Source organism: Methylobacterium sp. Leaf111 (genome assembly GCF_001423285.1).
In the GTDB taxonomy this organism is placed as follows: domain Bacteria; phylum Pseudomonadota; class Alphaproteobacteria; order Rhizobiales; family Beijerinckiaceae; genus Methylobacterium.
On record NZ_LMNE01000045.1, the window covers coordinates 447,281 to 461,194 of the forward strand.

Annotated in this window: 15 protein-coding genes and 1 pseudogene; 3 read left to right on the forward strand and 13 right to left on the reverse strand. The window is 64.8% G+C overall.

Features of this window, described 5'->3' with window-relative positions; all coding sequences use genetic code 11:
• Window positions 1–122: 122 nt before the first annotated feature.
• From ASF41_RS18840 to ASF41_RS18860, 5 genes are read right to left on the reverse strand one after another with little or no spacing between them, the layout of a single operon-like run.
• Window positions 123–1,649 carry a hypothetical protein gene (locus tag ASF41_RS18840; RefSeq protein WP_056495850.1) on the reverse strand — a complete coding sequence of 509 codons (1,527 nt, stop codon included), beginning with the start codon at window positions 1,647–1,649 and terminating at the stop codon, window positions 123–125.
• On the reverse strand, window positions 1,615–2,178 hold the full coding sequence (locus ASF41_RS18845; RefSeq protein ID WP_056495853.1) for a hypothetical protein: 564 nt from the start codon (window positions 2,176–2,178) through the stop codon (window positions 1,615–1,617). Before ASF41_RS18845 ends, ASF41_RS18840 begins: the two co-directional genes overlap by 35 nt.
• Window positions 2,175–2,792 (reverse strand): hypothetical protein, encoded by a 618-nt coding sequence (locus ASF41_RS18850; RefSeq protein ID WP_056495856.1) that lies wholly within the window; start codon window positions 2,790–2,792, stop codon window positions 2,175–2,177. The genes ASF41_RS18845 and ASF41_RS18850 overlap by 4 nt, the downstream gene beginning before the upstream one ends.
• A gap of 12 nt (window positions 2,793–2,804) precedes the next feature.
• Window positions 2,805–3,257, reverse strand: coding sequence for a hypothetical protein (locus ASF41_RS18855; RefSeq protein ID WP_056495859.1), 453 nt, complete (start codon window positions 3,255–3,257; stop codon window positions 2,805–2,807).
• Window positions 3,258–3,267: 10 nt separating this feature from the next.
• Entirely contained in the window at window positions 3,268–3,774 is a 507-nt protein-coding gene (locus tag ASF41_RS18860; protein ID WP_156653370.1) for a hypothetical protein, read from the reverse strand.
• A gap of 1,358 nt (window positions 3,775–5,132) precedes the next feature.
• On the opposite strand from ASF41_RS18860, the gene ASF41_RS25195 reads away from it, so the two are divergent.
• Complete coding sequence (locus ASF41_RS25195) at window positions 5,133–5,351, forward strand: hypothetical protein (RefSeq protein WP_156653371.1); 219 nt, start codon at window positions 5,133–5,135, stop codon at window positions 5,349–5,351.
• A gap of 56 nt (window positions 5,352–5,407) precedes the next feature.
• Window positions 5,408–5,683 carry a hypothetical protein gene (locus ASF41_RS18865; protein WP_210166995.1) on the forward strand — a complete coding sequence of 92 codons (276 nt, stop codon included), beginning with the start codon at window positions 5,408–5,410 and terminating at the stop codon, window positions 5,681–5,683.
• Between the two features lie 280 nt (window positions 5,684–5,963).
• Here the strand turns inward: ASF41_RS18865 and ASF41_RS25200 are convergent, their stop codons facing one another.
• The 8 genes and pseudogenes from ASF41_RS25200 to ASF41_RS18900 all read right to left on the reverse strand — a co-directional run bounded on the left by ASF41_RS25200 (window position 5,964) and on the right by ASF41_RS18900 (window position 13,221).
• Window positions 5,964–6,122 carry a hypothetical protein gene (locus ASF41_RS25200; RefSeq protein WP_156653372.1) on the reverse strand — a complete coding sequence of 53 codons (159 nt, stop codon included), beginning with the start codon at window positions 6,120–6,122 and terminating at the stop codon, window positions 5,964–5,966.
• A gap of 178 nt (window positions 6,123–6,300) precedes the next feature.
• Window positions 6,301–6,606: a hypothetical protein gene (locus tag ASF41_RS18875; RefSeq protein WP_056495871.1), complete on the reverse strand. Its 306-nt coding sequence runs from the start codon at window positions 6,604–6,606 to the stop codon at window positions 6,301–6,303.
• A gap of 63 nt (window positions 6,607–6,669) precedes the next feature.
• Window positions 6,670–6,858: pseudogene (locus ASF41_RS26710) on the reverse strand (hypothetical protein); the annotation flags it as partial.
• 401 nt (window positions 6,859–7,259) lie between these two features.
• Complete coding sequence (locus ASF41_RS18880; RefSeq protein ID WP_156653373.1) at window positions 7,260–9,494, reverse strand: AAA family ATPase; 2,235 nt, start codon at window positions 9,492–9,494, stop codon at window positions 7,260–7,262.
• Between the two features lie 152 nt (window positions 9,495–9,646).
• Entirely contained in the window at window positions 9,647–10,036 is a 390-nt protein-coding gene (locus ASF41_RS18885) for a hypothetical protein (RefSeq protein ID WP_056495884.1), read from the reverse strand.
• Between the two features lie 11 nt (window positions 10,037–10,047).
• Entirely contained in the window at window positions 10,048–10,275 is a 228-nt protein-coding gene (locus tag ASF41_RS18890; protein ID WP_056495885.1) for a DNA-binding protein, read from the reverse strand.
• Window positions 10,276–10,841: 566 nt separating this feature from the next.
• Window positions 10,842–12,155: a site-specific integrase gene (locus ASF41_RS18895; protein WP_056495888.1), complete on the reverse strand. Its 1,314-nt coding sequence runs from the start codon at window positions 12,153–12,155 to the stop codon at window positions 10,842–10,844.
• Between the two features lie 232 nt (window positions 12,156–12,387).
• Window positions 12,388–13,221 carry a Crp/Fnr family transcriptional regulator gene (locus ASF41_RS18900; protein ID WP_082487404.1) on the reverse strand — a complete coding sequence of 278 codons (834 nt, stop codon included), beginning with the start codon at window positions 13,219–13,221 and terminating at the stop codon, window positions 12,388–12,390.
• A gap of 409 nt (window positions 13,222–13,630) precedes the next feature.
• On the opposite strand from ASF41_RS18900, the gene ASF41_RS18905 reads away from it, so the two are divergent.
• Entirely contained in the window at window positions 13,631–13,909 is a 279-nt protein-coding gene (locus tag ASF41_RS18905; RefSeq protein ID WP_056495891.1) for a hypothetical protein, read from the forward strand.
• Window positions 13,910–13,914 lie beyond the last annotated feature (5 nt).

Here is a 13,914-nt window from a genome sequence, read left to right on the forward strand (position 1 = left end):
GCCAGCACGCTCCATCAGCGACGGCCCGGCCGGAGCGGCCGGCTGCACCACCCGAAAGCCAGGCGGCAGATCATCGGATCCGGACTGCTGGACGACACGGAAGCCGGGCGGCAGATCGTCCATTACAGGGGCTCCCACTTGCCGCCACGCTTGACCATGCGCTGCCCGGCGTCGTTCTCGATGATCGTGCCCTCGCCCGATCCGGACGGAGGAGGAGGAGGCGTTGCGGCTGCCGCGGGCGGCAGCGACGGAGAAGTCTGACCGATGGCGGCGGCCTCCGGCGCGGTGCCCCGCAGCATGTCCCGACGGTTCTTGACCATATTCTGGACTGCGGCGAGCGAGGCCTTGGTGCGATCCGCGTTCGAAAGCCAGCCGGCGCCGCCGAGGCTCTCCGTGACCTGCTTCATGCGGTCGTTCGAGATCCGCCCATTGGGGTCGATCATCTTCGCGACCTGACCCGCCAGGAGCATCTCGTAGAGCCTGATCTGCGGAATGCTGGGGTCGTAGGTCTGCATCTGCGCCGCGATCTCCGGATCGACAACGCCCTGAGCGATGTCTTTCTGCATCTGTTGGAAGGCCGGGCTGAACAGCTTGCCGCCTTCGCGCGCGACCGCAGCGATGTCCTGCCCGGCACCCCGCACCAGCCCCATGATGCCCTGAGACGCTGGGTTCGCGTCGATCAGCCCCCCGAGCGCCTTGGCGGTGCTCTCGACGTTGGCGGCGTCGACCAGGCTCTGCTCGACGTTGTTCTTGGCGGTCGAGCCGAGCCCGGTCTCGTCGGCGGTGCCGGAAAGCTGCGACGTGAACGTGGTGATGTTCGCCGGCAGCTTCTCGCCCGTCTGCGCGTCGACCCACCCCTGGCTCGCGTCATAGCGGGCGGTGCCGGTGCGGTCGCCGGCCTTGTAGTTACGCAGCTCGGGCTTGGCCGCGGCGTCGGGCGCTGGCGCCTTACCGACTGCGTTGTTCCGGTACAGGATCTTCGCTCCCTCCGAAGTCATGACGGTCTCGACAGGGATGCCGCTGAGCACCGCTGCGTCCTGAACGTCCGAAGGCTGGCGCTGTAAGATGCCGCCTTCGACCTCTGCCTTGGTCATCGGCTTCTCCACACCGGACAGCACTCGTCCGTCCGGCAGGTTCGCCTGCTCACCTGGCGAGAGTTGCACGACACCCGTCTGGATCGGCGCCGTACCGAAGGCGCTGGCGACTGTAGGCGGGACGAAACGGCTGTCACCCTTCCCAACCGGCTTAAGGAGCTCTCGGATCGTCTGGCCCTGCTGCTCGACCTGCGTCCGAGCCATCGACGCTCGGTTGTTGACGTCCAAACCGGCGAAGGTGTTGCCGGCATTGCCGTGGATCGCAAAGTTGGACGTGTCCAGATCCTGCGGCCGTGCACCCGGTGCTTGAGACCGGCCATACAGGTCGGCGATCGCATACTGTCTGACCGGGTCAGCGACATCCGAACCGAAGAAGTCTCCCATATTCCGAGACCCGTTGCGGATGGCCTCGATCGACGTCGCCTTGCGCGCCGCCTCCTGGCCCCGCTGCATGACGGCGACTTCTTGCGGCGTCGGCGGCGCGAAGGCCTTGCCGATCGCCGAGAGACCGTCGTCAAGATTAATGACAGGTGCGCGCGTGCGGTACAGCGGCATCGGGCGTGCTCCAGTTGTCGATTACGAGGCCTTCGGCCTGCTCTCGGATCGGCTCGGGTTGATTGAAGACGCCGCAGTAGGCGCGCTCCGACCACACGACGTTTTCGAGCATATTGGCTTGGAGGCGCATGAAGGCGCAGTGCCCATCAAGGTATCCCGGGTGCCAGGTGCCACGGGCGTCGAGCGGAGTGGCCCAGGCCTTCACGAGGGCCAAAGTCTGCTGCGTATGTGCGAGCACAGCGCGAGGGTAGAGGGTCCAGAAGTACGGGCTGGCCTGCCGAGCCTCATCGGAGGCATGTTCGTTAGCGATGCGCATCAGGACGGGCCGAGCGGCATCAATCAGGGCGGCAAGGTACGCTCCCTCGTCTTCCGGCAGCGCTCCGGCTTCGACACCGAAGCAGACCGCGCGCATGCCGGACACGAACGGCAGGATAGCTTCCTGGGAGGCAGGTACGGCGCCAAAAAAGTCGACCGCGCACCGGTACGCGTCCATCGCGCTGATGTTGAGAACGGGATGAGAAGTGGTCATGCTGTCGTCTTTACTGCGTTGGCAGTTGAGCCGAAGAGGCCGGCGTTCGAGATCGGCTTGCCCGACAGTAGGGCTTGGGCCCGGCTGTTCTGCGCGCTGACCGCAACACCGTTGAGGATCGCACCGAAGGCGTCGCCGATCGGGCTGTAGCCCTGCGGGGCCGAGAGAGCGCCGGCGCGCGCCGCGGCAGACTGCGCTGCCTGCGTAGCATCGCCCGTGGCGTTCAGCGTCGAGATCAGGTTGCCGCGGGCATCCTCGACGCTGGACCGGGCCTGATTGGCGAAGTTCTGGCCCTGGTCGGCGATCGACAGGCGCTGCGTGTCGTAGGTCTTCTGCAGCTCGGCGTTCTGGTAGGCCTGCGCCGACGAGTTGAGGTTGCCGTCCCGCGCGAGGGCGTAGGTCAGGGTCTTCTGCGCCTTGCCGTACTGATCGTCGAGCTGCGGCAGCGCGAAGTTCAGGTAGTTCGTCCGCTGCTTCTCGAAGTAGGGATCGTTGAACTGGCTGAAGGTGTCGTTGACGGCTTGCGTGCCCTGGCGAACGGTCGCCTGACGCGCGGCCTCGTCGGCCTTGGCCTGGTTGGCCGCCTTGCTGGCGCCGCCGTCCTTCTTGCTCATGTCGGTCGCCTCTCAGTTCAACAAGGTGCTGGCTGACGGTTGCGCCGCCATGGGCACTGGCGGGCGCGTTGCGCTGCCGCGCATGAGCTCGATGCTTGCGCAGATGCTGTCGAGGTCGTTCGCCACGATGCGTACGCTCAGGCGGGTGAGCTCGACTTCGGCGCTCTCTCGCATGGGCGCACCGATAGGCTCAGCCCAAGCGCAGGCGAGGACGTAGAAGGCCTCGACCCCTTTTCGCAGCCGGTCCTCTGTGAACAGCGCCGGAAGCTCCGGTCGAAGGGCTATCTCGGCCTGCCACAAGGCATCGGTGATCTCGCGCCGCATCTCCGGCGTGAGTACCCCAGCGCCGTAGTGGCGGTGGATCAAAGCAAAGCCTTCGCAGAACGGGAAAATCGGATCCGGCTCGGAGGCGGCGCGCTCGAATGCGCGGAGGATCCTGGCGGCAATGGGCGGGTCGTGAGGCATGGATGACCCCTCAGAGCTTGGAATACGGAAAGGGGAGGACTTGGCACGCCTCGTTCGGCGAAGGCTCGGACAGCGGGGGCAGCAGCACGTCGAGGGCCACGCCGGGGGCCCGCTCGGCCAGGGTGTTCCAGCGGCGCATGTTGCCGAGGTCGGCGCGGAAGCAGGTCAGAGCGTTCCTGCATGCGCCAACAGGGTCCATCCGGTGTCGATCGTGGGCCGGCGCGGCAGCAAGAGCGACGACGCCGTGCGCAGCTCGGTAGCCGGTGGCGATCTGCTCGGCCGGATATCGGCACGGGAGAAGGCGTTCACTGAACCGGCGCGCATCGCCGAGGGCGGCATCGAAGGCGGTGCGCTGATCCGCTGGGATTACTTCAGTGCGCGGCAGGTCGAGCAGGCCGCTCATCCCGAGCTCGAGGTGCCAGACGTGCTGCTCAGCCGATACCCCGGACGCGGCAGCGTGCCGGAAGTGCCACAACACATGGCCGTTCGGGATCAGAGGTTTGGCGCTGGTGCTCACGATCGGTATCCCGCGGCTCATGAACCTTGGCGCCGCATCAGGCGCGCAGGCCGCGTAAAGCGGGCCTGGTTCAGTGTTTGAGCTTCACACTCCTAGGCGGCTTCGCCTCGGAGAACGGATGCGGCAGCCCGAATGCCGCGTCGATCGAGCAGGCCTGGTTGTAGCGCAAATTTATGCGATCGCCAACGGCTTTCTACTTTCGGAGGAAGAAAAACACGACTTTTTCGCCCGCCTGCCTGGAGGCGTGGCAAGTCTTGTTGGCAGGCAGGGCGTTCCGACAACTTGTACCAAAGAATTTCAAGACAGAATTTTCCTACGCGAGGGTGTCGGCGTTCCCGCGCGCGGCGCCGCCCCGTACCCCGGGGGTGGGCCACCTCTCCAGAGCCTGAGGGGGTGCGATCGTGCCCGAGCTGGCCGGACAGTCCTCTTACGACTATCTAACGATAACAAACACATACACTTAGGCCGAAGGTTGGGCGCACGGTGGGCGCAACTGCCCAAAACGGCCATCCGAACCAGCCACATGAGCCCCGGAAATTCCCTGGTTGCGGAAAAAGCGGCCCAAGTGCGCTTGCCCGGTTGACCTTCCGACAACTTGTACCTTACTTTGATGTCGGGTCTCGAAAGCCCGCATCACCAGCCGTTCCTGCAGCGCCCGGTTAGGCTGTAGAACGACCAACGGTCCAGGGTCCTCACGTGCATGTCCAAGGCGCAAGCCCAAAGACGTGAGGGCCGTCTGGTGCGGTTTTCGAACCCTGGACCGCATGCCGCCTCGAAAACGGCTCACCAGGAAACCTCACCAATGGCACGCACCAGCAAAGCCGCGTTCATGGCTTACTATCGGGCTTTGCCCGACGAGTTGCAGGCTCTCCACATGTTCTTCAGGGCTGCCACAGAATACCACCAGGCACACCAGCCGACCGTTTCGGCGTCTGTCCAGGAGCGCCGCTGGGCTCGGTCGGAACTAGAGGGCCCTGCCTACGCCCGCATTGCTCCGGAGCCGGTACTAGCCCGCTGTGACAAGATCTTAGCTGCTGATCGGGCGGAACGTATCGCCCGCATCCGTGAGCGTCGACACCCGAGACCGGAACCTGTCTTACGTCTCAATCTCAATGCCGGCGGTGCTGATATCGTCGCCTTCAAGCCTCGGACCTCAGGAACAGGCCAACAGGCTGCTTCCGCCTAACGAACCGTACAACTGGAGCCAATACAAGGCTCCGTTATTAATCAGGGCGCCCGGAAGGGCGCCCGTTTTTGTCTGATAGACATTTTTAAATCAGACAAAGATCAGACAAATAAGTATATTGACATCTATTGTGCTTTGGCTCGATTTTTGTGCGCCCATTTTGAGGTGCGCCATGATCCTCCCCAAACTCAGACGTCACGACAACGGTAATTACTATGTCCATTGGGTGAAAGACCGTCGATCCGCCCGCGCCAGCACCGGGCGCAGCGATGTGCGCGGCGCGGTCTTGTTCTACGCCGACTGGCTCAAGCTCAACGTCGACCTGCTGGCCTCGCCGAAACGCTTTGCGAAGGCACCCCGGCAGCCTCAGAAGGTGCTGGAGGCGAAATGAGCGTCAGCGAAAACCTCCGGACAGAGGCAGAGGTCGCTGCCGAGCTCAAATGCTCCGTGGCCAAGATCCGGAAGCTGCGCGCCGCCGGCCGCCTCGCCTTCATCCCAGGGCGCCCCGTGCTGATCCTGGACCGCGACTTCGTCAAGCTGCAGCGCGAGGAGGCGGAGATCGCCTACGCGCGGTGGGAGAAGCGAAAGCGCAAGAAGCGGGGCACCAAGCCGCCGAACCCGAACGAGGATCTAGATGCGCCAGAACGTCGACGTGTCCGCCTCATGTGGCTGAAGCATCGAGGGCCCGCAGTTTTGCGCCACTTGGCCAAGCCGACGCGCTAGGGAACCTCGTGATGCCCTCGCGCTGGCGCTAGCATCATCTCAAGCCCGAACAGCGCCTCACTGGGCGGCTCCCAGCGTGCCGAGATGTCCGATCATGTCAGGGTTCGGAAGACCGTTTACCGGCCACATGAAAACCCGACACGGTTTCCCGACGCATTGCGCCTGGATTTGAGCCGCGCTTGGACGGGCACCGAACCTGTAGGAAAAACGACCGTTTCACCGACATCTTGACGATATGCGCCTGACGCATTCGGCTCAGCAGTCGGTAATGGGGAACACCTCAGTCGAAAACACCATCGGCCTGCTCGACCTCGTCGTCTAGGTCGGCCAGCACTCGCCGCGCCTGCTCGGCCCTGGCGACGAGCTCCGCTCGCGTCATGGTCGACAGCGGCTTCTCGTCTCGATCGTCCTCGCCAGCGCCCTCGAAGATGCCGCTCATGCGGCAGATCAGGTTCGCGGCGTCGATGCGCTCGGAAGGACGAGCCTTCTCGTTCCTGCAGGTATGTAGGACCGCCTCTAAGGCCGCAGGGAGGCCTTCAGTGCGTGCCCGGCCGCGGACCTGCTTCAGGACGTCCGAGTTCACTGCTGCGGGTCTAGGTCTCGCCATGGTCGTTCTCCTACGCGAAGACGCCGATGCGGTCGCGGATCGCCCGCTCGGCAGTGAGGGGCTTGGGCTTGCGGATCTTTGGTGGCGCGGGTGGCGCGGGTGGCGCGGCTGGCTCCTGCAGGAGCGCCTGGAGCCACTGGGCAGCGTCGCGGTCCTGGCGGCGGCGCTGGCGCTTTCCGGGGCTGCCGGGGGCGTGTGAGGCCTGCCAGGCGTCGTAGCGGGCGCGCTGCTCGGGCATCATGTCCTCGATCCGGGCGATCGCCTTCCAGCGCCGACGCTGCTTGTAGGCGTCGCTGCGCGGCTTGCCGGTGGCCATTCCGCCTGGAAAGGCTGGTGTGTGCCAGCCAGTCGGGCCTGCCCCTTTTGGGGTTGCCCCACCGTGCAGTCGGCAACGGGTCCGACCGCGCATGGGCAGGCACTGACAGGGCTCGCCCGTCGATTTACGCTTGGCACCACACCGAGGCAGCAAATGCCGGGTCTCATGGTGCTTCAGGATCGCCTCCCGGGCGATGGCACGCCACTCAGGCGATTTACTCCAGCCAGGGTGTGAGCAAGCGTGGCGCGGCATGGCCCCTCAGAAAGCGTAAACATCGTGAGGTATCTTAATAGACCGGCCCATTTTCGCAAGTATCAGGCGTCTCCGTTCGTCGGCGTTCCCTCCGACAACTTGTCATTAAATCTTCTTGTTGACTCGTAACCATGCAACGCCAACTACAAACGAACGAGAGGTGGCGGGCGGCCCGAAGGCCGGAGCGGAGCGGCCGACGCCACCGAATACGTAGTAAGGCTTGCTCCGCAGTTCCGCAGTTTCTGCTCCGCCAACCTCCGCCAACAATTTCAATGACTTACAAGCACTGCTCCGCAGTTCCGCCGCAGCTCCGCAATAGCTCCGCAGAACATGCTCCGCCCAATGATATCAATTACTTAGCGGGACTGCTCCGCGGAATGAAAATCCTGCTCCGCAAGATTTCAGTCAAAGACATTGCCGCTGGCAACGGGTGCGGAGCTTGAGGCGAGCCGCCGATACCCGGTTTTCTTGTACCTCTTGTCGACCATCTCGACAGCGATCAGCCCTTGATCCTCCAGGGTCCGGATCAGCTCCTGCGCACGCCCCGTCTCGAAGCCGAAGCCCTTCACGAGCTGAGTGGCAGCATATCGGTCCCGAGATTGGGGGCCCTGGCCCCACGGCTCGCCTGATCGCCACGCCTCATCGATGGCTTCTAGGATCTGCTTCTCCTGCGCCGCCGGCACGGGAGCGCCGTCGCCGTCGGCGGTCAGACATCTTGTCGGAACGAGGCTGGTCCCGCCTGGATATGCCACGGTGTCGAAGCGATAGGGCTCGTTCCAGCCGTCGGGAGCGTCCTTCTGCTTCTCGCATGTCAGCTTGCCAGCGACCGCGGAGGGCTTCCGTTCAAGCTTGAAGGTGAAGTCGCCGGCCGCGCCCAGGACCGTCGAGCCTCGCATGTTGCCGCCCTGCCTCGCGGCGTGGTGGACGCCGAGCACGACACACTGAAACTCACTACGGATCACGTCGCAGGCCTGGACGAAGCGCGTCATCTCTTTCTGCTGGTTCTCGTCCGCTCCCGGCATCGAGCGCGAGACCGTGTCGACCACGACGAGGACGGTACCCGGGGCCCCAGCACGGATCGTGCGCGCCAGCTTCTGAAGCTGATCTTGGTTCATCAGGTCGACGCTGTGGGCGAGCAGCGAGAACCGCCCGCGTGCATTCCCCACAGCGTGCCGGTGCATCCAGGCCTGAACACGAGACTTGAGGCCTGCCACGCCTTCGCCCGCTATGTAGACGACGTGCGCATCGGGTGGCGCGTTGATCGAGTCGCCGTGCCAGGTCTCTAATCCGAACGCGATGTGGAGCGCCCAATCCAGGGCGATGAAGCTCTTGCCGGTGCCTGGGTCGCCGTAGAGGAAGCCAAGAGCGTTCTCGGGCAGGTGCCGGCCGATCAGGTATTTCGGGTCCGACATCAGCAGGAGGCCATCGATGCCAAGCAGGTCGAAGGTGTCGTTGGTGGCGGCTCGCTCCTTCTCTGGCGCAGCACCAGGATCCGAGAACGCTGAGGTGTCTACAGACCCCTCCGGCACAGGTTCGAAGAAGCGCTCGGCCGGCATCTGGTTCTCCCCCGTGGCCGAAGCTGCGAGACCTCGAAGTGTATCGATCCCGAGCGCGAACGGCGGCGTCAGGCTGCGGAACACGCGCTCGTCGAAGTCAGGGTTTGGACGCCCGAGCGTCCAGCGGCCGCACCAGTCCTGATAGATGTCGAGGCCGGCTTCGATGTCGTCCTGGAGCGCTCCGCGGATCGCAGCCGCCATGTTGCGGTAGCTCTCGTAGTCCGGCTCCTGGTTGGGGATCATAGCAACGAGACGCGCGACCTCGTCCTCCGTGCTCCGCAGGGCCGACTGGTCGATGCCCGTGCGATCTACCACCTTGCCAGAACGCGGCGCCTTGGCCGCCGGCAGCATGGCCGCCAAGGCCTTGAAGAACGCGTCGACTTGCTGAGCCGTAACGACCGGGAGCGCATCGTAGTGCGGAACGCCGAGCGGCCAGCGATAGGGCTCCATCGTATCCGGGTGGATGCCGCCCATGACGAACTGCCGACCGGCGCAGAGAAGCTCGACGCGCGGATCCTTACCAGGCGGAAAGTCGGTGCTGTCGTTGAACAGGACGGCCCGGTAGGCCACCTTCTGGATATCGGCTTCGACGATCCGGAGTGGCAAGAGAACCTTCGGGGCCCGGCCCACGCGCCGCGGGCCTGCGCCGAGCATCTCGATCGCAAAGGCCTCGACACGAGACGACCAGGTCTCATCCAGGGTGTCGATATCCAGGGCGACGAGGCCCTGGCCCGTCTTCATGCCGACGCCGGCGCCCATGGCGCACCAGCGCTCGCAGTCGGCCTCGACAGTCTCGTTCTGATGCCAATTAAATCCAAACCATTTGCCCGCGGGACTGCAGATGCCGACGGCTTTACCGCGGCACTTTGGGTGCTTGGCGAGAGATGAGGTAGGTGAGAGCTCGGCCAGAGGCGGGACGATGGGGACGAGGCGGCGATAGCCGAGGGCCCACAGCCTCGCGAACGGGTTGATGGCAGGCTTGGGTTCGGCCGGAGCGCCGATGAGACCGGACGTATCCAGTTGAGGCGTATTGCCTAACTGTACAGGCTGACCCTGGGGATCTATATTCTGGCTGTCCATGACGTTGTCCTGCCGAGCGGCCCTGAACAAGCGCTCGATTTGAGTTTCCGAATTGCGAGAGCGGCGGTTCCCCGGTGGTGCGGGCGAGCCGCCGTTTCGCGTTTTGTGACGGGTCTCTGGCAGGGGCGATCTTGGCGGGTGTGGTGGAGGGTTCAGCCTGTCCACGATTGTGTTGCCGGCCGCGGCCAGCGCGTCCGGGCCGCGAGCTCGCGCAGGTAGATGGCACAGGCTAGGTCGACCCGGCCAACGCACTCGATCGCGTTCATGATGCTGGCGCGGTCGTTCTTGAGCTGCCCTTGCGGTAGCCTGATGAAGGCAGCGAACTCCGAGCCGTCTTGGGTCCGGGCGTAGAGCAACCCGTTCGGCGGATTGCTCAAGTTCAAGGCCGGCACCTCGGCTCGTATTAACGGCCGAAGCTGGATCACGCAGGCGGGGTCGGGGTCGAAGAATTGTGCGTTGCCGGCCGCGAGATCAGGGGCCGGATGCCACCCTCTCTCCAGTCGGCCGTTGACCGGGCGGGCGTAGGGCCAGAGCTTGTTCATTGACCTCGCCCTCATCGTAACGCGGCGCGGGCAGCCTCGGAACGCTTGGCTCGAGCAGCGGCGCCCCGATGGGTCTCTGGCGTCCAGACCTGCCGGCTGGCGATGAGGGCCTTGAGGCTCTCGGTGTCGACCAGCGTCCGACCCGCCAGCTTGAACAGTTGCAGCCTGCCCTCCGCGGCCAGGCTGTAGAGCGTCGCCGGGGATACGCCGCTGACCTCCGAGGCCAAAGCCATCTGCATGTGCGGTCGACGGTCCCATGCGAGCGTCTCGGCGCGCTTGGATGGGCGTTCAATTTTGGCTGCTTGCTGGCGAGGCATGTCTGGCATCCGTCTGATTTGTCTGATGGCATTGTCAGACACGACAGACACAACAGCCAGCAAATGAAGCGGCAGGAAATGCAGGCCAAAAAAGCTTTCCGTATCCGCGACTTATGACCAGGGCTCAGGGCCGCGAGTAGGTGCACGCAGCCATCGAGCAATCTTCTCGACGTGACGGAGCTTCGGTTTCGCAACGTGCTCCGTCGCCAGACGAGCAGCCAACTCGCTTTTCGGGCATCTCGCCATGGGATCCATTTTTCGTTTGGCGACTTCCGCGCCGATGAGACGCGAGATGGCTATATTTGTAGGTAGTGTTGGGCGCCCCTTCTTAGGCTTTACGATCAGCCGTTTGGGGCCGAACGGACGCATCCATTCACCGGTCTGCGGATGCTGAACCATCTTTGGCAGTACCCACCCCTCGAACTGCTCGCGTTTGATAACTCGCTTCGGCCGCCTTTCTCGAGGGCCAGGCGATTGAGGTGACGAGGTCATGCTGCAACTCCGGAAACCGGGCGCAGCGGGGTCGCCTCGATCGGTGCTAGTGGTGTCACGGCCCGGCGCGCGAGCTCTTCCGTCGCGTCGACGATGTAGGCCGAGTAGTGCTGCTCGATCATTCCCACGCTGGTATCATGCAGCGCCGCGACCAGCCGCACCGGAACGTTGACGCTCAACGCCCGGACGATCGAGCTATGCCGCAGGCACAGCATGACCGTGTCAGCTGGCAGGCCCGCAACATCGCGAGCCTTGGCCCATTGGCGGGCGGGCACGAACGATGAGCCCCAGGGCCGACGCTCGACGCGCTCCCATTCGACGGGGCCGACCTGCTTGCTGATCCAGCGCAGCAGCAGCGGCTCATCTCCGCGGCGGTTTGAGATCACGGGTTGAAGTCGATCGATGACGTCGGCGCCGACCGGCACCGCGATCGGCGTCGGCTTCTTGGCAGCGCGACCCTTCCGGGACGGGGGGACCATGATGCGGCAGCGAGCGGCCTGAACGTCCGATACAGTCAGGCGCTCGACCTGCGAGAACCGAGCCCCCGTGGCAGCCATGACCAGGATCAGCCGCCCGAAATCACCGGTCGAATCGATATCGAAGGCGGCTTCGATGAGCTTGCGAATCGCTGCGTCCGGTAGAACCTGCTTGCGAGCGTTTGCATCGGCCGAGAGTGCCTTCGTCCCGGATCTGACCTCGGCCGCGACAGTGGCTGGGATCGCTTGCCGGTTCGCATCGATCGCGGCGTTCAGGGCTGCCCGCAGATCATTGAGCAGCCGGTTCACGCTCGTCTGCGCATAGTCCTTCGTGAAACGCTCCCGCCAAGCCTGGATCGCGCGGGCCGTCAGCTTGGACATCTCAAGGGCGGCGAATCGCTCATCGGCGAGCACGTGCTTTCGCAGACGCCCAGCCGTTCCGATGTCGCCCTTCGACTGCCGCTTCGCTCGATCTGCGATGTAGGCTTCGACCGCAGTCCGTACCGTCGGCGCGGTGGCGGCTCCCGCCTCCTGGCCCTCGCTCCCGATTCGAGCGATCTGTGCTCTGGCCCAAGCCAAGGACGCCGTAACGGCAGCCGGGAAGCTGATTGATTCACTTTCGGCACCGGCATCGTCGGCTGCTCCGAGACGTTCTTCTACCCGCTTGCCGTCCAGAACGATCTTCGCGACCCAGGATCCGGGCCCGCGCGCGGACCGTCGGTATCCCAGGGAAACGCCTCCGCGCCCACCGGACACACCCTGCCAATAGGGGTTCTTGTTCGGCAGCAGCTTCGCACGCTTGGCGGCGCTGTCGATCGTCGAAGGCTGAGCCATACCGCGTCTCACAGATCGTCTCACACTGAGGTCAGAACGAACTATGAGAGAGGTGACGAGATAACGCCAGTGCCACAGCGGGATAGCGTTCTCATATTTCTTAGAAAGACTGTGTCCTATCCCTCTCACGGATCAGACCGGGGTTCGATTCCCCGTGGGCGCGCCAAGCACTCCCCCTCGACATTCCGAAACACGCCGGCTGTCCCAAGCCTTCGCGCGCGGTCGGTTCCCGTCAATTCGAATGCGGGGCCTGCGCGCCGAGGCCATGGGCGGCCATGGCGTTGAGGCAATGGGCCGGAATCCGCCGGATGGCGCGCGTCTCCGCCTCCGCGTCCATGCGCAGGTAGGCGGCGTCGAACTCGGCGAAGGCGGACAGGGCGGCGAGGTCGGGAATGGTGAGGCGCCGGTCCCGGAGTCCGATGCGCCCGTTGCCGCGCAGATCCTGCAGCACCCGGTTGACGTGGACGTTCGAGAGGCCGGTCGCGTCCGCGAGATCGGCCTGGGTCACGGGCAGCGCGCAGCTGGTCCCGGTCGTCCGCCCCACCCGCTGCTGGCGGACATAGAGTTCGCAGAAGAGGTGGGCGATCCGCTTCACGCCCGGCTGGCAGCCGAGATTGACCATCCACTCACGCAGGGTCGCCTCGTCCACGAGCGTGCTGAGGCTCAGGGCGCAGGCCAAGGCCGGGACGGTGTCCAGGATCTCCGCGACGGTCTCGGCTGCGAGGTGAACCGCCTTGCAGGGCGACAGGGTGACGATGCTGTGGTCCATCCGCTCCAGGAGGGAGACATCCAGCGCGCAGAGGTCACCGGGCAGCAGGAACGCCAGGATCTGACGGCGGCCGCTCGCCCGCGCCTTCTGGCGGCACGCCATCCCGTCCAGGATCAGCCAGAGACCGTCCGGCTTGTCACCCTCGCGCACCAGGGGCGTGTGCGCTTCGAGGCTGCGCCGCTCCGCGCTGATCCGCTCCAGAATCGCCCGGTCTGCCTCCGATAATTCCACGAAGCTTTCGAGCTTTCGCGTGAAGGGATTGGGCAAACGTGGGGGCGAATTGTCCGTCCGGGTCATGCAGTTTTCACCCACGCGTTCCGGCCGATGACAGCACTTACGTAGATCTTAATTTTGTAAATGTTAGCGGTCGAATGTGAAGTCTTCAATCGGGTATTGGGAAATGTCGAAAACCGGACATTTCGTCCGGCGTGAAAAGGCTACGGGCAAACACTGGGCACCCCCGAGCACTGCGAAATTCCGGATCGATCCCGCGGCATTGCGAACCGTCCTCGTCGCCGGCGCGGCCTGGACGCGGTGCGAATCCCGGGGGGACCGCGGCCAGGAGCTTCGGAGTAACGGGAGCGTCGGAGGATCGAGCGCGCCATTCCGCTGCCGCCGGGCGTCGGACGAGACAGGGCCCTTGCCCGGCCGCGATAGGACAAGCTGTCCGGCTGACGGCCGCGCCCGCGCCATGCGATGAGCGGGCATGATCCGGATCATCAAGCACATCCTCGTCGAGCCCACGGCGGACCAGCTGCCGCGCCTGCGACGGATTCAGGCGGCGGTCCTCGCCCGGTTTCCGGACGCCACCTCGGAGATCGTCCCCGGCCTGCTCGACGATGACCTCGTCGTCGAGGTGCGGCTTCCGCTCCTCCACCTGATGGCATGGCGCGGCGCCCGGGACGCCTGGGGCGACTTTCGCCAGGCCGGGGACGGGACGCCGCCCGATCATGTCGGGACGGCACGCGACGCCGGGCCGGATTGACGCGT

What these genes read in the sequence shown, in the direction of transcription:
- ASF41_RS18885 (WP_056495884.1), bottom strand. Translation starts at nt 10,036, where the DNA reads ATGAACAAGCTCTGGCCCTACGCCCGCCCGGTCAACGGCCGACTGGAG.
- ASF41_RS18890 (WP_056495885.1), bottom strand. Translation starts at nt 10,275, where the DNA reads ATGCAGATGGCTTTGGCCTCGGAGGTCAGCGGCGTATCCCCGGCGACG.
- ASF41_RS18880 (WP_156653373.1), bottom strand. Translation starts at nt 9,494, where the DNA reads ATGGACAGCCAGAATATAGATCCCCAGGGTCAGCCTGTACAGTTAGGC.
- ASF41_RS18845 (WP_056495853.1), bottom strand. Translation starts at nt 2,178, where the DNA reads ATGACCACTTCTCATCCCGTTCTCAACATCAGCGCGATGGACGCGTAC.
- ASF41_RS18875 (WP_056495871.1), bottom strand. Translation starts at nt 6,606, where the DNA reads ATGGCCACCGGCAAGCCGCGCAGCGACGCCTACAAGCAGCGTCGGCGC.
- ASF41_RS18900 (WP_082487404.1), bottom strand. Translation starts at nt 13,221, where the DNA reads ATGACCCGGACGGACAATTCGCCCCCACGTTTGCCCAATCCCTTCACG.
- ASF41_RS18905 (WP_056495891.1), top strand. Translation starts at nt 13,631, where the DNA reads ATGATCCGGATCATCAAGCACATCCTCGTCGAGCCCACGGCGGACCAG.
- ASF41_RS18840 (WP_056495850.1), bottom strand. Translation starts at nt 1,649, where the DNA reads ATGCCGCTGTACCGCACGCGCGCACCTGTCATTAATCTTGACGACGGT.
- ASF41_RS18855 (WP_056495859.1), bottom strand. Translation starts at nt 3,257, where the DNA reads ATGCCTCACGACCCGCCCATTGCCGCCAGGATCCTCCGCGCATTCGAG.
- ASF41_RS18895 (WP_056495888.1), bottom strand. Translation starts at nt 12,155, where the DNA reads ATGGCTCAGCCTTCGACGATCGACAGCGCCGCCAAGCGTGCGAAGCTG.
- ASF41_RS18850 (WP_056495856.1), bottom strand. Translation starts at nt 2,792, where the DNA reads ATGAGCAAGAAGGACGGCGGCGCCAGCAAGGCGGCCAACCAGGCCAAG.
- ASF41_RS25200 (WP_156653372.1), bottom strand. Translation starts at nt 6,122, where the DNA reads ATGAGCGGCATCTTCGAGGGCGCTGGCGAGGACGATCGAGACGAGAAG.
- ASF41_RS25195 (WP_156653371.1), top strand. Translation starts at nt 5,133, where the DNA reads ATGATCCTCCCCAAACTCAGACGTCACGACAACGGTAATTACTATGTC.